A 19,998-nucleotide genomic window follows, 5' to 3' on the forward strand; every position below is an offset into this window, starting at 1 on the left:
ATGAATACACCTAACTTTTTCAACTAACTACAAATGTGTTGCACTTGAAATTTGAATCTGCGTTTATTAAAACCATGTTTTAATCTGACTTATTAACTTTGCCCACCATAGTTTCCAGCTTGAGAGTAAATTCCAATCTTGGCTATTTTCTTTCATTTCAAGTGAAAGAAATGCTTTATTTAATTGCTTGCATGTCGGATACTTTTGTTGCAGTTGCGCCAAATAATGTGTCTGATCATAGTCTATAAAACCATCTAAAATCCCAACCTCTGCTCTATCGACTGTAGAACAATTTGAGGTCTGCTTATTCCAAGCTAAAAATGGGACAATCGGTTTAGATAAAACAAGCTGGTCATTCTTACAGTTTAATGTTGCAAATGAAACTACTTGATATTGCTGGGGTTTAGCACCATCTGGTGCATAAGCTAAACCAATAATTAATTGGTTTTTAGCTGTACTTTTACCTGAAAATCCACTGTACCATTGGGTAGGCTTTTTATATTTAACCTCATCTAGTATTGAGCGAAAAATAAATTGACCTGAACTGATTTCAAAAATGAAGTCTGAACTCTCCTGTACTGCCAGTGAATCTTGGTAACGGGCAATAAATACGTCATTGGGTGAAAGTGGCATACAAGCCCTAACTGACTGACAAAAAAATAAAGTAGTCCATCCCAGATAACAAAATATTTTCATCATTTGTTCAACATATCCAAGTTTAAAATGCATTTTTTAATCTCTCTTTGAGTTCATTTAAATTACAAACCCACTCTCCACACTCATCTGAATCTTGCCATAACTCGTAGAGTTCAGAATTTCCTGAGTGAGAGCATCTAACGCCATAATAGCTTTTAGAATGTATAATTTTATATGAAAAATAAAGCCTGAAACGTTTACAAATTACTTGCAATCAATAACCTAATAGATTTTTCGATCTTAAATTAATTTATGATCAAAAACTTAAATGTTCATGTCTATTTGAGGTTGATAGGTCTACAATAGTGAATATTTTTAAATAGAACTATTTTTAGTATTTATTTATCACTCCACAGTGTATCTAACACAAATTACCAATTGTCATTCCCAAGGAGTATTTAGGGTGCGCCAAGCAACAGTTTATATTGACAGTCAGGCACTGCAATATAATTTAAACCGTGTCAAACAACTTGCCCCAACAGCAAAAATTGTTAGCATGGTCAAGGCCAATGCTTACGGACATGGTGTAAAAGACTGCTTAGCAGCTTTAAAAGACAGCGATGCCTTTGGTGTCGCTTGCGTTGAAGAAGCCTTAGAAATTCGTGAATTGGGATATACGCAGCCCATCACCCTAATTGAAGGTGTTTTTTCTGCCGATGAAATGCAAAGTGTGTTGGCACACAAATTAGAATGCGTGGTGCATCATCAAGCACAGCTCAATTGGCTACTGCAACATAAAGATGATTACATCGCACAAGGCTTAAAAGTCTGGGTCAAACTCAACAGCGGCATGAATCGTTTAGGTTTTAAAATTCCTGAAATTATTGATGTGATTCACATGCTCAAAGCCGAAGGTTTTACCAGTGTGTTGACAATGCATTTTGCAAATGCTGATGGTGACCATGCTTTAAATGATCAACAAATTGCACAATTTTTGCATGTCAAAGACAATTGCAGTCCTATTCTTGCTTCTTGCTGCAACTCTGCTGCAATCTATCGTTATCCCGAATTGCATTTTGATTATGTACGCCCAGGCATTATGCTTTACGGAGCAACGCCTTATGCCGCGCATAATGTGCATACACTAGACTTGAAGCCTGTGATGACTTTAAATGCAGAAGTCATTGCACTCAATGAAATTGATGCAGGTGAACACGTTGGCTACGGTTCAACCTTTACTGCAGAACAAACCATGCGAATCGCTATTGTTTCAATTGGCTATGGTGATGGCTATCCACGTACATTTGTGCAGCCGAATTTTGTTGCGATTGGTTCAAAATTAACGCCCGTGCTTGGTCGTGTATCGATGGATATGATTGCCATTGATGTCACAGGTTTGGACGTTGAATTAGGCACACAAGTTGAATTATGGGGTAAACATCGATTGGTGGATGATGTTGCCACGGCCAATGGCACGATTGGTTATGAGTTATTATGTCGTTTAAGCCCTCGTCCACAGCGTAAGGCAACCAGCATTTAACTTTCTTTTTTCGACCTATTGCATGTAGCAGTTTTGCTGCATGCAATCGTCTAAGCCATTCTCTTTTTCTTTCTTATATTTTTCTTTTCGCTTTTTATTTTCTTAAATTCACTTTATTTCCATTCATATTGATAAAAATTTGTGGTCACCCACATTTGCATTTAGCGCTTTACAGTCATCCAAATATTTAGCTGAAAATCACACTCAAAATCTCAAGAAAAAACAATATGCTCGCGCACTGTCTTTAAACTGCCACATCGCTTCAAATTCATGGATTAATCACATTTCACCAGTTCTCAGAAGTTTGTGCTGCGCGCTACGATGAATCAATGACTTCACGACTATTTAAGCCATTTATAAAAGCATCCACATGATAAGAAAATAATCTATTACCAATATTTGTTTACTTTTGACTTCAAAGCATCATCAAACTGCAGCCTCTTTGAAATATAAAACGCTTAATTTCTAAACAAGAATAAAGAGGAAAAACTCCTTAATTTTTATAACCTTATTCTGCTTAGGAAAAGAATATGTCTGAACAAAAAGTAGCTTTAGTGACGGGTGCATTAGGTGGTATTGGCAGTGAGATTTGCCGTCAACTGGTTACAGCAGGCTATAAAATTATTGCAACGGTTGTACCAAGAGAAGAAGATCGCGAAAAGCAATGGCTTAAAGACGAAGGCTTTACAGAAAGTGATGTGCGCTTTGTTTTAACGTAAGCGTCCGCTGAACCCCATGCCTATTTTTTAATTTGAGTTGGATTTCCAGCGGTGCGGCAGCAATTCTTCTATTTGGCTCACTTTATGTGTCGGCAACCTTTTCAGCACATCACTTAAATAGGCATACGGATCCAAGCCATTCAGCTTTGCTGACTGGATTAAAGTCATGATGTTTGCCGCTCGCTGACCACTGCGCAGCGAACCTGCAAACAACCAGTTCTTACGGCCCAATGCCCAGGGACGCATTGAGTTCTCTGCCCAGTTATTGTCAATGGGTAGATTGCCATCATCCAGATAGCGGCTTAAGGCTGGCCAACGCTTCAGAGTGTAATTGATGGCCTTGGCGGTTGGAGAACTCGATGGCACCGTCAGATAATGTTGGTTGAGCCATTCATACAGTTGTTGCATCACCGGTTGGCTGTGCTGTTGTCGGTATTCGCGGCGGTGTTCTGCTGTACTATCGGTCTTTTTCCTGAGTTCTGCTTCTATCGCATACAGTTTCTGAATCATCAGTAATGCCTGTTCAGCGATCTGACTTTTCCCAGTCACATGTAGCTCATGGAATTTACGACGTGCATGCGCCATGCAGCCCACCTCTATGACCTGGCCTGATTTAAAGCGTGCTTTATAACCACTGTAATCATCACAGACTAGATAGCCCTGCCAGCCTTTCAAGAACTCTTCTGCATGCTGGCCTGAACGACTATCCTGAAAGTCATAGATCACCGCCTGAACTGGATTGTACTGTGTAGTGGCATAGGCCCAGACATAACCTTTCTTCGGTTTTTTCTCATCATCACCCATCCGCATGATGGTGACCGGTGTTTCATCTGCATGCAGCACCTGCTGTTGTAGTACCACCTCTTTTAAGGCATTGGCCAGAGGTTCCAGTTCTACACCGCAGCGACCTATCCAGTCAGATAAAGTTGATCTAGAAAGTTCGATTCCCGCCCGCTGATAGATCAGACGTTGACGGTACAGCGGCAAATGATCGGCATACTTCGATACCAGAACATGGCTGAGCAGTTCAGGTGAAGCAATGCCTTTATCAATCACATAGGCAGGCATCGCTTGCTGAGTCAGAGTGTCGCACTGATCACAGACCCATTTGCCACGCACATGCTGTTCCTTATAGAACTGTGCCGGTCTGAAATGCAGTTTTTCACTGATATCTTCGCCGATACGACGTAACTGGCAGCCACAACTGCATTGGGTTGATGCAGGTTCATGCTCAATACGGATGGTGTGTAGATGATCGGGTAGCAGTCGACGTTTAGGTTTGTTGACTGTGGCTTTCTGTGTCGCTGCATCGGTTTTATCTGCATTCAGCCGTTCCAGTTCCAGATCAACAGCGGCAATATCTTCTTCGACCGCTTCATCCCACAGATGGATTTGTTTTGCGGTGAGATGTTCGTTTTTACTGCCGAATTTGTGCTTTTTAAACAGCGCCAGTTCATGCTCGTATTTTTGGTTGAGAATAGAAAGATGTTGAACTTGAGCATCTAATTGCTGATTGGATACTTCAAGATGTTGAACTTTGGCATCTAATTGCTGGTTTGATTGTGCCAGAGACTGATGCTGCATTGCCAACTGTCTAGTAAATTCCAGCAGTTGTTCATGGGTCAGTTGGCTTAAATCAGGCAGTGTATTCATGACCGCAGTATGCCTGAGGTCATGAGAAGAATGAAATAGAACGTTTGGAGAATAGCAGAATGGACCAAGCTAGTTTAGAGCATTGTGACCAATTGCTGTCGTCCAATGCGCTGCCAAGGCAAACCCTGGATCAGTGCCTGTAACTGTTCTGGACTGAGTGCCAGGGTTTCACCCTGATGAACTTTAGTCCAGTGGAATTTTCCCTGTTCCAACCGCCTGGCACACAGCCAGATGCCCAGTCCATCATGTACCAGCACTTTCATACGATGGCCACGTTTATTACAGAACAGGTAAGCACAATGCGGTTTAATGTAGCCAAAGGCTCTCACCACCTGAGCCATGACCGTATCCATCCCTGCTCGCATATCCAGAGGTTGGGTGGAGAGCCAGATTTCATCAATGCGGATCATGTTGCAAGTACCTTGAGTAATTCTGCTAAAGCAGATATTTCTGATACTTGCCATTTCAAGCCAATTTCTGCTTTTGAGTGGGGTAAAGTAATTTGAACCGTTAACATGTCAGTAGGAGTAGGATCTAATGGTGCAGAGCAAGATAAGGCAATAAATGCAGGTTTATTCGGTAGTGGTGAGCGATCACTCCCTGGCTTAGCATCAATTAAGCGAATCCATTTGGATACAAGATTTGTATTCAATCCATGTTGCAAAGCGACCGAAGCAATTGAAACGTCCGGTGCTTTACAAGCCTGAACGATCTGCTGTTTAAATTCAGCACTGTATGTTCTTCGTTTTTTCGCAAGAGATGCGATGGATGTCTGGTGATTTGTAGTCATAAATTTTAGTACCCACTTGTTTTTAAGTGGGGACTAAATTAAGGCTTATAGGATGAATTCATAAGGTGTGTTCAGCGGACGCTTACGTTTTAACCAACTTAAATGAGCATGAAGCGGCTACAGCAGCCATTCAAGAAGCAATTGATGCTGAAGGTCGTGTAGATGTGTTGGTCAACAATGCTGGTATTACCCGCGATGCAACTTTCAAAAAAATGAGCTATACGCAGTGGTCTGAAGTGATTGAAACCAACTTAAAAACACTTTTTACCGTGACTCAGCCTGTATTTAACAAAATGTTAGAACAAAAGTCTGGTCGCATTGTGAACATTAGTTCGGTGAACGGTTTAAAAGGTCAATTTGGTCAAGCCAACTACTCTGCAACTAAGGCAGGCATCATCGGCTTTAGCAAAGCTTTGGCGCAAGAAGGCGCACGTTCAAATATCTGCGTGAACGTCGTTGCACCAGGTTATACCGCAACCCCGATGGTCACAGCCATGCGCGAAGAAGTAATTAAAAGCATTGAAGCACAAATTCCTCTGCAACGTCTTGCCGCCCCTACCGAAATTGCGGCAGCAGTTATGTATTTAGTGAGTGATCATGCTGCATACGTAACAGGCGAAACCTTATCAATCAACGGCGGCTTATACATGCACTAAGCGTGTAACACCTCATTTTAATCTACAAGTTTATTTACTGGAGTGACACCCATGCTATACGGCGACTTATTTTCAAACATGAATGCTCAATACAAAAACGTGTTTGAACCGTACACTAAATTCAACAGTATAGTTGCAAAAAATTTTGCTAACTTAACCAACCTACAATTAGAAGCAGCACGCAACTATGCCAACATTGGTTTAGCACAAATGTTTGCCAATAGCGAAGTGAAAGACATGCAAAGCATGGTGAACTGCACCACCAAGCAATTAGAAACTATGAACAAACTCAGTCAGCAAATGATTGAAGATGGCAAAAAATTAGCAACACTGACTTCAGAAGTCAAAGCAGAATTTGAAAAGTTAGTCAGCGATTCAATGCCAAATAATAAATAAACACTGCTCTGAAAACCATGCGTTATCAGGACGAATGTTACGGGGAAGTGTGAAATTTTCCCCGTTTTAGTTTCAGCCTTGCACTCAATTTGATTGCTAAAAGCCATGCGCTATGGAGCGATGAAATGAAACAGAACTCATTTCAATTCAAAGAAAATATATTACAATTTTTCTCTAGCCACGATGATATCTGGAAAAAACTACAAGAATTTTATTATGGGCAAAGCCCTATTAATGACGCCTTAACACAGCTCAACAAAGAAGATATGTCTATGTTCTTTGAAGCTTTGTCTAAAAATCCAGCACGCTTGATGGAAATGCAATGGAGCTGGTGGCAAGGTCAAATGCAAATCTACCAAAATGTGATGATGCGCAGTGTGGCAAAAGACATCGAACCATTCATTCAACCTGAAAGTGGTGATCGTCGTTTTAACAGCCCATTATGGCAAGAACAACCCAATTTTGACCTGTTATCGCAGTCTTATTTACTGTTTAGCCAGTTAGTGCAAAACATGGTAGATGTGGTCGAAGGCGTTCCAGACAAAGTTCGCTATCGCATTCACTTCTTTACCCGTCAAATGATCAATGCGTTATCTCCAAGTAACTTTCTGTGGACTAATCCAGAAGTGATTCAGCAAACCGTCGCTGAACAAGGTGAAAACTTAGTCCGTGGCATGCAGGTTTTCCATGATGATGTCATGAACAGCGGCAAGTATTTATCTATTCGTATGGTGAATAGCGACTCTTTCAGCTTGGGCAAAGATTTGGCGTATACCCCTGGTGCAGTCGTCTTTGAAAATGACTTTTTCCAATTATTGCAATATGAAGCAACTACTGAAAATGTATATCAAACCCCTATTCTAGTCGTACCACCGTTTATCAATAAATATTATGTGCTGGATTTACGCGAACAAAACTCTTTAGTGAACTGGTTGCGTCAGCAAGGTCATACGGTCTTTTTAATGTCTTGGTGTAACCCAAATGCCGAACAGAAAGAACTGACTTTTGCTGATCTCATTACACAAGGTGCAGTAGAAGCTTTGCGTGTAATTGAAGAAATTACCGGTGAAAAAGAGGCCAACTGCATTGGCTACTGTATTGGCGGTACGTTACTTGCTGCGACTCAAGCCTATTACGTGGCAAAACGCCTGAAAAGTCATGTGAAATCTGCCACGTATATGGCAACCATTATCGACTTTGAAAACCCAGGCAGCTTAGGCGTATTTATTAATGAACCTGTGATTAATGGTTTAGAAACCTTAAATAATCAATTCGGTTATTTTGATGGTCGCCAATTGGCAGTTACGTTCAGTTTGTTACGTGAAAATACCCTGTACTGGAACTACTACATCGAGAACTATTTAAAAGGCAAAGAGCCTTCAGATTTCGATATTTTGTATTGGAACAGCGACGGCACCAATATTCCTGCCAAAATTCATAATTTCTTATTGCGTAATTTGTATTTGAATAATGAATTGATTTCACCAAACGCAGTGAAAGTAAACGGTGTTGGACTCAACCTTTCTCGTGTCAAAACACCAAGCTTCTTTATTGCAACGCAGGAAGATCATATCGCACTTTGGGATACAAGCTTCCGTGGTGCAGATTACTTAGGCGGTGAATCTACACTGGTACTTGGTGAATCTGGACACGTGGCAGGCATTGTGAATCCGCCAAGTCGTAATAAATACGGCTGCTATACCAACTCTGCCAAGTTTGAAAATACCAAGCAATGGCTAGATGGTGCAGAGTATCATCCTGAGTCTTGGTGGCTACGCTGGCAGGCTTGGGTTACACCGTATGCAGGCCAACAATTCCCTGCCCGTGCCTTAGGTAATGCACAATATCCAACAATAGAAGCAGCACCAAGTCGCTATGTTTTGGTAAATTTATTTTAAGCAGTCATATAACATCAGTAATACACATGCTATATATCATGTGCATCCACAGAAACGTGAACATAAGATTTAAGGATATAAAATGAACGATGTTGTCATTGTAGCTGCAAAACGTACTGCAATTGGTAGTTTTTTGGGTAGCCTCGCTTCTTTATCTGCACCACAATTGGGGCAAATAGCAATTCGTGCGGTATTAGACAGTGCCAAAGTACAGCCTGAACAAGTTGATCAGGTGATTATGGGCAATGTACTCACTACAGGTGTAGGACAAAACCCTGCGCGTCAAGCTGCAATTGCTGCGGGTATTCCTGTGCAAGTGCCTGCAACAACACTAAACGTGGTATGTGGCTCAGGTTTACGTGCAGTACATTTGGCTGTACAAGCGATTCAGTGTGATGAAGCAGAAATTGTAGTTGCTGGTGGTCAAGAATCCATGTCACAGAGCGCACACTATATGCAGTTACGTAACGGGCAAAAAATGGGGAATGCTCAGTTAATTGACAGCATGGTGGCTGATGGCTTAACCGATGCTTATAACCAATATCACATGGGCATTACCGCAGAAAATATTGTAGAAAAACTTGGTTTAAACCGCGAAGAGCAAGACCAATTAGCACTCACGTCACAACAACGTGCGGCTGCAGCACAAGCGGCTGGTAAATTTAAAGATGAAATTGCAGCGGTCAGTATTCCACAGCGTAAAGGGGATCCAATTGTATTTGCAGAAGATGAATACATCAAAGCCAATACTACCCTTGAAAGCCTGAGTAAATTGCGCCCTGCATTCAAAAAAGAGGGCAGCGTAACCGCAGGTAATGCTTCTGGAATCAATGATGGTGCAGCTGCAGTATTAATGATGAGCGCAGACAAAGCTGCAGCTTTAGGTCTACAACCTTTAGCACGCATTAAAGCCTATGCAATGTCAGGTATTGAGCCTGAGATTATGGGTCTTGGTCCGGTTGAAGCAGTGAAGAAAACCTTAAATAAAGCTGGCTGGAGCTTAGATGAAGTCGATTTAATTGAAGCTAACGAAGCCTTTGCCGCTCAGGCTTTAGGCGTTGCCAAAGAACTAGGCTTAGACTTAGATAAAGTAAACGTGAATGGCGGTGCAATTGCCCTCGGTCACCCGATTGGTGCTTCTGGTTGCCGTATCCTTGTGACGTTACTACACGAAATGCAACGCCGTGATGCAAAAAAAGGCATCGCAACGCTTTGCGTCGGCGGTGGTATGGGTGTTGCACTTGCGGTTGAACGCGACTAAGTAACCGAGCCGAAAGTATTGCACGAGTCAAAGCTATTGAATTTGATAGCTGTTCAAAGCCAGTAATAAGTTAAGACATAATGGGAGCTTCGGCTTCCACTATTTTTTTAACTACACAGAGCTTAAAATAATATTGTTGTCGATTAATTTGACATGACAAGGTCTGCTTAATCCACCGAAAGTAAGTGCTGAATATGATCACTAAAGTGATAAAAATGCATGGTATCGGGTTGCTGTTTCAGCTGTTGCCATGCGTCTACAAGTGACGTCCAACCTAAATCTTTCAGGCATTTCACAATCATTTCCAATTGCAACAGAGTCTTTTCAGTCGATTGCTTTAACCGAATTTGTCGGTCTAATTGTTCAATTCTCTGCCCCAATTGGAAAAATAAATATATCTGCTGTGGTTCTGCATCTAGTACTGCTTCACAGTCCTGTAACACATCGCCAATATAACTCGCGTTATCGCACGCATTTTGAATACAATGCTTTAATTCAGCATAAGTAGCTTTAGAAAACACCTGTGCCAAGTTTTGAATTTTTGTTCGTGTTTGCTCAAGCTGCATCGCAAATGAGGCAGGCTGTACTTCATTTAAAATCAATTCATTTAAAGAAGCAGCATCAAAAGCTGGCAAACAAAAAGCATGTGCATAAGTCAAAGCAGCGTCATTTTGTTTAAACGGAAATTGCTGACATACATATTGAATACGGGTTAAATAACGGGCTAACCAAAAAATTTCTCGCGCATCGCTGCTAGATAAATTCACGGTTGTTTCATCCTCCTAACTCTAAGGTCTGTTGATAATTCATCGCGATAAAGCACCTCAATCGCCTTGCCCAATTAACCTACAGCACTCATCCACGCAGACCACTATTATTTACATAAACCTGAATCTACCATACAAAACAATGACGGGTTTTCACTTAAACACAACTATTCAATCTTGCTTTTCTAATTGATCCAAGTATGGCTTGAGGTCATAGTTTCTGATTCACTTCTATTATTTGATTAACTTTGCCCGTCCAAATTTTGTGATATTTACTGCAAAATCTGCGGTTATATTTTGCCCTTTTTCAGTAAAAAACTTGCTAAACATTCCGAGTTTTCTTATTGTGTGGAGGAACAAGTTTTCCTCAGTATGCATTGATCTAGTAAATATTGAATATGTCTATACAAGAAAAAGAAACATCGAATAGTTTGTATCGCCAATGGCAAATTTTATCGCGCCTTTCTACAGGTAAATGGATGGGTACACGTGAATTACACGATGTCTTGCAACGTGAAGGTATCGATATTAGTTTGCGTACGATTCAACGTGACTTAAATCAAATTTCACAGCGCTTTCCAATTGAAAGTAATGGTACCGTACCACAAGGTTGGCGCTGGCGTTCAGATGCACCGATTCAAAGTTTACCGCACATGACCAGCTCTCAAGCGGTGACCTTCATGATGGTTGAGGAACATTTAAAGCATCTGCTGCCACCAAGTTTGATTGAAGAAATGAACCCATGGTTTGATTTAGCACGACGCAGCCTGTCGACTCAAAACAATGTCCGCCAATGGATTAACCGCGTGAGAATTGTGCCTGCAACTCAACCGTTAATTCCGCCCGTCGTAGACCGCAATGCACAGCAGGCAATTTATGAGGGTTTGCTGCAAGACAAACAACTGGAATGTATTTATCAATCACGCAACAGTTCAGGCGAAGATAAAACCTATGTCCTGAATCCTTTGGCTTTAGTGCAAAAAGGTGCGGTAATTTACTTAATTTGTACCCGATTTGATAAAACTGATATTCAAACCTTTGCCCTGCATCGTTTTAAAGCGGCCAAAGTTTTAGATTCACGCGCCCTGCATCCTGTTAATTTTGATATTAATGCCTATATTGAATCTGGCGAATTGGGTTTCAGAGTCGATTTCAGCAAAGCTACTGAAAATATTCAGCTCAAACTTACAATGCAAAAAGCTGATGCCATTTATTTCGATGAAAGCCAATTAAGCAAAGATCAAACCATGGAAACAATGGAAAATGGTAATGTGTTGGTGACAGCCACTGTGCCGTTTACCTCGCAATTGGTTTGGTGGTTGCGTAGTTTTGGTAAAAAACTGATTCAGATTGAACCTGTAGAAGTTGCCAATGCGGTGCATCAAACTCAGGAATAAAAAAGCCCCAAATATGGGGCGATAGCATGATCGTTCTCGTTCAAATCTAGTTATTGTGATTGCTGATTAAAGTTGAAATTAAAATTGACTCGGCATCATACAACGTAGGCATGCGAGTTCAGCTGTATTATAACGAATGGTTTTTAAAGTCATATTTTCCCCCTATCTATGTCGATAAGTATCACTTTAACTGCTCCTGATCTAGCTGTGAAATCATAAGATATGCAGTAGAAATCAGTTTTTTTCTTATACTCCACTTCTTTTTTACTTAGCATCTGATTTACTTTGGTGAATAAAAAAGCCCGCAATTTAAATTGTGGGCTTCTGCATTAATCTAGCAAATCTTATGCAGATTTACGTGACTGTGCATTTTTACGAATGGTGATCATCACCAATTGAACTGCAGCAGGTGTCACACCCGGAATACGACTGGCTTGTGCCAAAGTTTCAGGCAAAACATGCTTTAACTTCAGCGTAATTTCGCGCGATAAACCTGACACAGCATCATAATCAAAATCCGCAGGGATTTTGGTTTCTTCCAAGCGTTTTAATTGTGCGACATCTTCATGCTGACGGTTAATATAACCTGCATATTTCACCGCAATTTCAATTTGGTCGCCCACTTGTGCAGAAACGTCTGAACCCGTTAATTCTGCAATTTGCGCAAAGCTGATATTTGGACGTTTTAATAGATCAATTGCAGAACATTCTTTAGATAAATCTGCACCTGTCATTTCTACAAATTTTTTGCCCATTGGGTTGTTCGGTGCAGCCCACAAATGCTGTAAACGCCCTGTTTCACGTTCTACTGCTTCCATTTTTTCACAGTAAGCCGCCCAACGGGTGTCATCCACCAAACCAAGTTCACGACCAATTGGGGTCAAACGCTGATCTGCATTGTCTTCACGCAACATCAAACGATATTCCGCACGTGAGGTAAACATGCGGTACGGTTCTTTGGTACCTAGCGTGATCAAATCATCAACCAACACACCAATATAAGCTTCATCACGTTTTGGTGTCCATTGCTCCTGATCCCAAGCGCGACGTGCCGCATTCAAACCAGCCAACACACCTTGCGCACCTGCTTCTTCATAACCAGTCGTGCCATTAATTTGACCTGCAAAATACAAATTATTAATGGCTTTGGTTTCCAAAGTGAATTTCAAGGCTTGTGGATTGAAGTAATCATATTCAATCGCATAACCCGGACGCAAAATATGCGCATTTTCCATACCACGAATTGAACGAACTAATTCGAACTGCACATCAAACGGTAAAGACGTTGAAATCCCATTTGGATACAACTCATGTGTATCTAAACCTTCAGGCTCCAAAAACACCTGATGCGAGTCTTTGTCAGAAAAACGGTGAATTTTATCTTCAATCGATGGACAGTAACGTGGGCCAACACCTTCAATTACACCTGTATACATAGGTGAACGATCTAAACCACCGCGAATAATTTCGTGAGTACGTTCATTGGTATGCGTGATATAGCAGTTCACTTGTTCAGGGTGCATCGACACATCACCCATGAATGACATGGTTGGCGATGGGAAATCACCCGGCTGCGGAATCATGACTGAAAAATCGACTGAACGTGCATCAATACGTGGTGGCGTACCTGTTTTTAAACGACCAACAGGCAAATTTAATTCACGTAAACGCGCCGCCAAAGCAATTGATGGAGGATCGCCTGCACGACCACCGCTAGATTTTTCCAAACCAATATGAATAACGCCACCTAAGAAGGTACCTGTAGTCAATACCACCGTTTTTGCATCAAAGCGAATGCCCATTTGGGTCACAATACCTTTTACGGTATCGCCTTCTACAATCAAGTCATCTGCAGCTTGCTGGAAAATATCTAAATTGGCTTGGTTTTCTAAAGTAGCGCGAATCGCAGCTTTAAAGCGAACACGGTCTGCCTGCGCACGTGTTGCACGAACCGCAGCACCTTTACGCGAGTTTAAAATACGGAATTGAATCCCGCTTTTATCGGCAGCCAATGCCATTGCACCGCCCAAGGCATCAATCTCACGTACCAAATGCGACTTACCAATCCCACCAATTGCAGGGTTACAGCTCATCTGCCCTAAAGTCTCAATGTTATGAGTTAAGAGTAAGGTTTGACGACCCATACGTGCTGCTGCAAGCGCCGCTTCGGTGCCCGCGTGACCGCCACCAATAACAATAACATCGTAAACTTTAGGATAGTGCATAATGGTCAAAGAGAGATAAAAAATAAAGACGGAATATTATAGCAAAAGTTGTGGCATAAGTTGACAGATTCAGTCGATTTTATTCGCTTAACGGCGCTACAAAATTAATATTTTGTAATGCAAATTTGCATTTTTACTGCACATAAAAACATTTAGACTTAAAAATTAACCAGATCACTGTTGTTTTAATTTGTCCATTTTTTATCCTAATAGCACAGATATGAGAAATAAAGGGAAACATCATGAATAACAAAATTTTGCTGTCCTCTATGCTTTGTGGCTTATTTTTCAGTCCATTTGCAGTGCAGGCAAATGATAAAGTCGAAACCGTTTATAACGCACAAAAATTCCAGCAAGTCTGTAAAGGTAAAACTCAGGGCGCACCTGTAAGCTTTGCCTATCGCGGAATTATCTGGAATGGTACTTGCGAACCACAATTCTTTAGTTCATCTAAAGCAATTCAATTACAAGGCAATGAGCCTGAATTATATCGTTCTTGTATGGCAGATGCGCAGACCACTAGCATTACACTCAATGGCACAGAACTGAAAGGAAAATGTGCGCTCGGCTTTACGCCGCCACGCCCACAAGCGATGTAATTCAGCATAAAACAACCTAGTCTAAAATCTGCTGTCTAATAACAAGATCAGTAGCTTTTACCCCCCAAAGCAGTTGCTTAAAAATAAGTGACTGCTTTGTTTATTGCACAACATTAAAAAACAATTAAACTGCAAAAAGGATCACAAGAATAATGTCACGATAAAAGATAAAAGGATGTGCAATGGATTCCAGCTTTTTTACCTTTTTTCTACCGCTCACCCTAGCAGTCATGATGATGGGTTTAGGCTTACAACTCACGCCTAAGGACTTTATTCGTGTCAATCAATTTCCCAAAGTCATCTTTTTAACTTTATTTTCACAACTAGTAATTTTGCCTGTTCTGGCTTTTTTAATTTGTTTATTTCTAGAGCTCCCGCCATTATTGGCCATTGGTCTCATGTTGTTGGCCGCATCCCCTGGCGGTCCAACTGCGAATCTCTTTAGCTACGTTTATAAAGGTGATGTTGCTTTAAACATTACCCTAACAGCCATGAACTCGGTGATGGCCACATTTACACTACCTTTTATTGTGAATCTATCTTTTCTATATTTTATGACTGACCAACAACAAATTGGTCTGCCGATTGAAAAAATGGCGCAAGTGTTTTTATTGATTATTGTGCCTGTTTGTGTAGGCATGGCGGTGCGTAATGCGATTCCACAAATTGCATTACAATTGGGTAAACCTATGCGTTTGATGTCCATTTATTTTATTTTCGTTTTATTCTTTTATGCACTTTTCCGCGAACGCGCCAATGTTTTTGACTATTTCAGCGCCATTGGTATCGCAACAGCACTATTTTGCTTTTTAAGTTTGCTCATTGGTTATCTGGTGCCGTATTTAGCGGGGGTGCCTGATCAACAAGCACGCTCTTGTTGTTTTGAAATTGGCATTCATAATACTGCTGTTGCTTTAACCATTGCACTATCGGTTTTGCAAAGCACTGAAATTGCTATTCCTTCTGCGATATACACCATTTTTATGTATATGTTCAGCTTTATTTTAGGGAATATGTTGGCTAGACAATCTGCAAAACTTGCCCTTCGACACAAACAGGAACAGAGTTTCAACCACAACAAAAACACAATTTAAGACGTGCGCAAGATTAAATTAACCATAGATTGAACAAACAGTTAAATATCAAATAAATTATTGTAGATATAAAAACAAAGGAGTGTTTATGGATTCAGAATTAATCACAATATTTTTGCCACTGGCTTTGGCTGTGGTCATGGCTGGACTTGGCTTAGAACTCACTCCTAACGACTTTAAACGGGTGAGCAAACACCCAAAAGCAGTATTTATTGCTTTATTTTGTCAATTAGTTGTCCTGACAGCAATTGCATTTTTTATTTGTAAACTAATGAATTTACCACCACTGCTTGCAGTGGGACTCATGCTACTGGCAGCATCTCCTGGTGGGCCAACGGCCAACTTATTTAGCTATTTATATAAAGGTGATATTGCCCTAAACATTACCCTTACTGCCGTAAACTCCGTGATTGCAGCATTTACCTTGCCACTCATTGTCAACTTTGCCATTCAGCATTTTATGCAGGATGGGCAACAAGTCGGCTTACAGTTTACCAAAGTGTTGCAGGTGTTTTTAATTATTATTATCCCTGTCACTTTAGGGATGTTGGTACGTCATTTTAGCCCGCAAACGGCAGACCGCTTAAACAAACCTGTACGTATTTTTGCTGTGGTTTTTCTGATTGTGATTATTATTGGCGCAATCGCCAAAGAGCGAAATAACATCATGCTTTATTTGGCAGATGTAGGACTTGCCACTGCCCTGTTCTGTGCCTGCAGTTTATTGATTGGTTATTTTGTCCCGCGTTTCTTTGGTGTGAATAGCCAACAAGCCCGAGCCTGCGCCTTTGAAATTGGCATTCACAACAGCACACTTGCAATGACCATTGCCCTAACTGTTATGGCAAGCTCTACCATTGCCATGCCTGCTGCGGTGTATTCTATTTTCATGTATATCTTTGCGGCAATTTTAGGCACCTTACTCAATCAATTTGTGCCGACTCCTGCCTCTGAGCAGTCTGCATTCTAAAACAAGTCCCTCAATCATCCCCATTCCAGCAATTTGACTGTTTTGGGAATGATTGAGCGATGATGGTTCAAACAAATTCTTAGCTTATATTTTTTAGATTTATATTTTTGTCACATTATTCAACTATAAGGTTAAAGCGAATTTGAAACTTCCAATCGCATAGAGTTTTCCCTTTCGCAATCCGAATAAAAAATAACAGCGTCTGCAGCAGTTCAGTTACAATAGTGCTTTCGCATTAAATTTTAGGTTATCTCCGTGAAGTGGTTACAAATACATATTACTGTTGATCAAGCGCAAGTCGATTTTACTGAAACCCTGCTCAGTTCATTGGGTGCAGTCAGCGTAACCTTAGATGATGCGGAAAATCAGGACTTACTTGAGCCACTGCCAGGTGAAACACCACTCTGGAACAAAGTCATTGTGACAGGTATTTATGCACAAGACGAAGGTGAAGAAATTGATGTTGCAGCCTTAGAAACCTTTATTCGTGCGCAAATGCCAGATGCCCCTTTACGCAGTGAATTTTTGGAAGATCAGGTTTGGGAACGCTCATGGATGGATTACTACGAGCCAATCCAGATTGCAGAGAAATTCTGGATTGTACCTGAATGGTTAGAACCACCTGAGGCAGATGCAGTCAATATTAAACTTGACCCAGGTTTGGCTTTTGGTACAGGTAACCATGCCAGTACGTTCCTGTGCCTGCAATGGTTAGGTAAAACCAATGTAAAAGATAAAGTCGTGATCGACTACGGTTGTGGTTCAGGCATTTTAGGGGTAGCGGCTTTGTTGCTCGGTGCAAAAAAAGTCTATGCGACTGATATTGACCCGCAAGCAGTTTTAGCGACCAAACAAAATGCTGAGCTCAACGGCGTACTTGAAAACTTATATGTTGGACTTCCAGAAGAATTCAATGAAACCATTAGCAATGAAAAAGCAGACATTTTGGTTGCCAACATTTTGGCAAGCCCATTGATGATGCTTGCGCCAGAGTTTGCAACTTTAATTAAATCTGAGGGCGAGTTCGCACTTGCAGGTGTAATTGAAGAGCAAGTTGCTGAAGTTTCTAGTGTTTATTCTGAATTTTTTGATATAGTACAAGTCGAAAAACGTGAAGAAAACTGGTGTCGTATTTCTGGAAAACGCCATCCCCACTAACTGTAATTTTTGAGTTATGAGTGACAAGCAAACCAAGTGCCCAAAATGCCAGTCTGTTTATAAAGTAACCGTTGCGCAGCTGACCGTTGCGCAAGGGATGGTTTGTTGTCCTAAATGCGACAATACCTTTAATGCTCTTTCGCATTTGGTATTTGCCTTTCCACAAAATAAAAATTCAGTTACATCACAGTTACATCACATTCAAAACCACAGTTTTGTTCAGGCAACAGCTGAACTTGCGCAAACGCAACATATTTTAGATATTTTTCAGCGTAAAGCGGAACATTCCAATATTGATCTGAAAACCTATCTGAATAACCTAAATTATTTTAGTACCGAACCGATTGGCAACATTCCTGCCATGAACTTGTCTGCGCCTGATCTTGAAAGTGAAAAAAAGCAGGGCAATGGTTACTACTTACTTTGGGGAAGTATTAATTTTTTATTGATTGGTTTGTTGATCTTTCAAATTCTGTTGTTTAACCCAAAGTTTTTAAATAACAGCCCTGCACTGAATTCTGTGTTTACCCAAGTCTGTCAATTTTTCAACTGTAATAGTTTAGAAGAACGCTTTAGCCTAGTTTCAGCAAATCGCGTGAAGGTGAAACGTGTAGATAGTGTGAATACACAATTTACGGGTGAACTGATCAATTACTATGACAAAAGCTTGGCTTTGCCTAATATCAAAATCACTTTAAAAGAAAAACAACAAACATTATCTACTTACATCTATTCTCCACAGGAGTATTTGATCGAAAGTCTTTCGCGCATTCAACGCATTCCTAAAAACAGTCCATATAAGTTTGACATTTTAGTTCCAGTGTCACGAAACGACTTCGATAACTATACTTTAGAAATTATCAAGCCTTAATTCACAAAAAAATAGTGAAAAAATAGCGAAAAAAATTAAAAAAATTCTCTGTACACGACAAATTTCACAGAACCCTTATCCTATCAGGGTTCTGCCTTCTTAAAATTGCCAAAATTTCCTTAAACTCTTCTTTTTTCCCAAAACCAATTAAACGCTGAATCGCCATTTGAACATAGTCTAAACCATAGCGAAATAAACTCATTGAGAGTCGTCCATGCTTCTTTATTTTTATCGCTTTTTTTTGATCATGTTGCCATTCACCCGTTAAGTAACACCAACAGAAGCTTATAGCTAACACCGCAATCAATTTTTTCACTCGTCTAGGGTCTGTCAAGCGCGTATTTTCAAGATTAAACCCGCGTCCTTTGAGACAACTGAATAAGGTTTCAATTTCCCAGCGTAATGCATAATCCTGAATAGCATTGGCATTAAACTGAGGAGAAACGACGAGTAAAAGCTCTCCATTTTCTAACTGTAGTGCACTTATATATAGTTTCACCCGACCAACCAAAATCCGTCGTTTACGACATTCAATTTGACCAACTTTAAGATGGCGAAATAAATCACTAATTTTATGATTCTTTCCTAAATGATTGGTGACAATGAAGTTTTTTTAACACGAATGCAGAAGTTGATGTCTTGTTCAATTAACCATGTAAACCACTGCTCACCGATAAACTCTCTGTCTGCGAACACATTCACAATACGGTCTTTACCAAAAATGGCTATAAAGCGTTGAATCAAAGCAATACGCTCTTTCGTATCTGAATTTCCACGTTTATTAAGCAATGTCCAAAGGATAGGTATCGCTATTCCACGATAAACGATTGCGAGCATCAGGATATTAATATTTCGTTTTCCCCATTTCCAATTGGTTCTATCTAAAGTCAGTTGCACTTGGTCGAATGAAAACATATTGAAAATCAACTGAGAAATTTGACGATAATCAAAATACTGACCTGCAAAGAAGCGCTGCATACGTCGATAAAATGATTGTGGTAAGCACTTGATGGGCAAGGCTTTAGATGCAGAAGAAAGATTACATGTTTGCTTTAAAATAATCACAAGCATGATGAGCGCAAAGCACTTTAAATGTGACTTGTTCCATTTTAGATATTTGTTTAAGATAAGATATAACTCATTGAGATGTGTCATAGTATTCGTCGTTAGAAAACAATTATTATGACATTATTTCAATGAGTTATCTATTTTTGTCGTGTACAGAGAAAAAAATTGCAGTTTTATTGCTCACTTTTTCTCATACAATGGTATCATACGCGCCACGAAAGCTTTGTGCTACAAACTCCTCGCAAGATTCACAACACATATAGATCTGTCTAATGCGCTTTATTTTTATATATCGCGTAC

At 40.4% G+C, this 19,998-nt stretch carries 17 protein-coding genes and 2 pseudogenes; 12 read left to right on the forward strand and 7 right to left on the reverse strand.

From position 1 onward, the window contains the following. Positions 1-66 precede the first annotated feature (66 nt). Positions 67-633 (reverse strand): hypothetical protein, encoded by a 567-nt coding sequence (locus LZP46_RS08760; RefSeq protein WP_236095197.1) that lies wholly within the window; start codon positions 631-633, stop codon positions 67-69. Between the two features lie 466 nt (positions 634-1,099). Here LZP46_RS08760 and alr point away from each other — a divergent pair, with 466 nt between their 5' ends. Together alr and LZP46_RS08770 are read left to right on the forward strand one after the other, a co-directional pair. Beyond that, positions 1,100-2,176 (forward strand): alanine racemase, encoded by a 1,077-nt coding sequence (gene alr, locus LZP46_RS08765; RefSeq protein ID WP_236093598.1) that lies wholly within the window; start codon positions 1,100-1,102, stop codon positions 2,174-2,176. Between the two features lie 530 nt (positions 2,177-2,706). Beyond that, positions 2,707-2,892, forward strand: a pseudogene (locus LZP46_RS08770) (SDR family NAD(P)-dependent oxidoreductase); the annotation flags it as partial. Between the two features lie 30 nt (positions 2,893-2,922). Here the strand turns inward: LZP46_RS08770 and tnpC are convergent. The 3 genes from tnpC to tnpA form a co-directional block, all read right to left on the reverse strand. Further along, the gene (tnpC, locus tag LZP46_RS08775) at positions 2,923-4,548 is read right to left on the reverse strand and encodes an IS66 family transposase (RefSeq protein ID WP_236093599.1); all 1,626 of its coding nucleotides are present in this window, start codon (positions 4,546-4,548) and stop codon (positions 2,923-2,925) included. Positions 4,549-4,622: 74 nt separating this feature from the next. Beyond that, positions 4,623-4,958 (reverse strand): IS66 family insertion sequence element accessory protein TnpB, encoded by a 336-nt coding sequence (tnpB, locus tag LZP46_RS08780; protein ID WP_236093600.1) that lies wholly within the window; start codon positions 4,956-4,958, stop codon positions 4,623-4,625. Next, positions 4,955-5,338 (reverse strand): IS66-like element accessory protein TnpA, encoded by a 384-nt coding sequence (tnpA, locus tag LZP46_RS08785; protein ID WP_236093601.1) that lies wholly within the window; start codon positions 5,336-5,338, stop codon positions 4,955-4,957. The genes tnpB and tnpA overlap by 4 nt, the downstream gene beginning before the upstream one ends. Before the next feature lie 83 nt (positions 5,339-5,421). Between tnpA and phbB the strand changes: the two are divergent. The 4 genes and pseudogenes from phbB to LZP46_RS08805 all read left to right on the forward strand — a co-directional run. Next, a pseudogene (gene phbB / locus LZP46_RS08790) lies at positions 5,422-5,994 on the forward strand (acetoacetyl-CoA reductase); the annotation flags it as partial. Between the two features lie 78 nt (positions 5,995-6,072). Further along, the gene (locus LZP46_RS08795; protein WP_236093602.1) at positions 6,073-6,390 is read left to right on the forward strand and encodes a phasin family protein; all 318 of its coding nucleotides are present in this window, start codon (positions 6,073-6,075) and stop codon (positions 6,388-6,390) included. Positions 6,391-6,515: 125 nt separating this feature from the next. Next, positions 6,516-8,288: a class I poly(R)-hydroxyalkanoic acid synthase gene (locus LZP46_RS08800; protein ID WP_236093603.1), complete on the forward strand. Its 1,773-nt coding sequence runs from the start codon at positions 6,516-6,518 to the stop codon at positions 8,286-8,288. Positions 8,289-8,370: 82 nt separating this feature from the next. Beyond that, positions 8,371-9,549, forward strand: coding sequence for an acetyl-CoA C-acetyltransferase (locus LZP46_RS08805; RefSeq protein WP_236093604.1), 1,179 nt, complete (start codon positions 8,371-8,373; stop codon positions 9,547-9,549). Between the two features lie 167 nt (positions 9,550-9,716). Here the strand turns inward: LZP46_RS08805 and LZP46_RS08810 are convergent, their stop codons facing one another. After that, the gene (locus LZP46_RS08810; protein WP_236093605.1) at positions 9,717-10,316 is read right to left on the reverse strand and encodes a hypothetical protein; all 600 of its coding nucleotides are present in this window, start codon (positions 10,314-10,316) and stop codon (positions 9,717-9,719) included. A gap of 398 nt (positions 10,317-10,714) precedes the next feature. On the opposite strand from LZP46_RS08810, the gene LZP46_RS08815 reads away from it, so the two are divergent. Continuing rightward, positions 10,715-11,713, forward strand: coding sequence for a helix-turn-helix transcriptional regulator (locus LZP46_RS08815; RefSeq protein ID WP_236093606.1), 999 nt, complete (start codon positions 10,715-10,717; stop codon positions 11,711-11,713). Between the two features lie 344 nt (positions 11,714-12,057). Here the strand turns inward: LZP46_RS08815 and mnmG are convergent, their stop codons facing one another. Next, complete coding sequence (mnmG, locus tag LZP46_RS08820; protein WP_236093607.1) at positions 12,058-13,938, reverse strand: tRNA uridine-5-carboxymethylaminomethyl(34) synthesis enzyme MnmG; 1,881 nt, start codon at positions 13,936-13,938, stop codon at positions 12,058-12,060. Positions 13,939-14,180: 242 nt separating this feature from the next. Between mnmG and LZP46_RS08825 the strand changes: the two genes are divergently transcribed. From LZP46_RS08825 to LZP46_RS08845, 5 genes are all read left to right on the forward strand, one after another. Next, positions 14,181-14,537, forward strand: coding sequence for a hypothetical protein (locus LZP46_RS08825; protein WP_236093608.1), 357 nt, complete (start codon positions 14,181-14,183; stop codon positions 14,535-14,537). Positions 14,538-14,719: 182 nt separating this feature from the next. Beyond that, the gene (locus tag LZP46_RS08830; protein ID WP_236093609.1) at positions 14,720-15,631 is read left to right on the forward strand and encodes a bile acid:sodium symporter family protein; all 912 of its coding nucleotides are present in this window, start codon (positions 14,720-14,722) and stop codon (positions 15,629-15,631) included. A gap of 88 nt (positions 15,632-15,719) precedes the next feature. Then, complete coding sequence (locus LZP46_RS08835; RefSeq protein ID WP_236093610.1) at positions 15,720-16,601, forward strand: bile acid:sodium symporter family protein; 882 nt, start codon at positions 15,720-15,722, stop codon at positions 16,599-16,601. A gap of 255 nt (positions 16,602-16,856) precedes the next feature. Next, positions 16,857-17,759: a 50S ribosomal protein L11 methyltransferase gene (prmA, locus tag LZP46_RS08840; protein ID WP_236093611.1), complete on the forward strand. Its 903-nt coding sequence runs from the start codon at positions 16,857-16,859 to the stop codon at positions 17,757-17,759. Positions 17,760-17,775: 16 nt separating this feature from the next. Further along, positions 17,776-18,630, forward strand: coding sequence for a DUF3426 domain-containing protein (locus LZP46_RS08845; protein WP_236093612.1), 855 nt, complete (start codon positions 17,776-17,778; stop codon positions 18,628-18,630). A gap of 64 nt (positions 18,631-18,694) precedes the next feature. Here the strand turns inward: LZP46_RS08845 and LZP46_RS08850 are convergent. Beyond that, a protein-coding gene (locus LZP46_RS08850; protein ID WP_085940413.1) for an IS4-like element ISAba1 family transposase occupies positions 18,695-19,785 on the reverse strand; the annotation gives its coding sequence in 2 pieces (ribosomal slippage) (positions 18,695-19,245 and positions 19,245-19,785; 1,092 coding nt in all). Positions 19,786-19,998: the final 213 nt, after the last annotated feature.

This window comes from Acinetobacter sp. SCLZS86 (assembly GCF_021560715.1).
GTDB classification, from domain to species: Bacteria; Pseudomonadota; Gammaproteobacteria; order Pseudomonadales; family Moraxellaceae; genus Acinetobacter; species Acinetobacter towneri_A.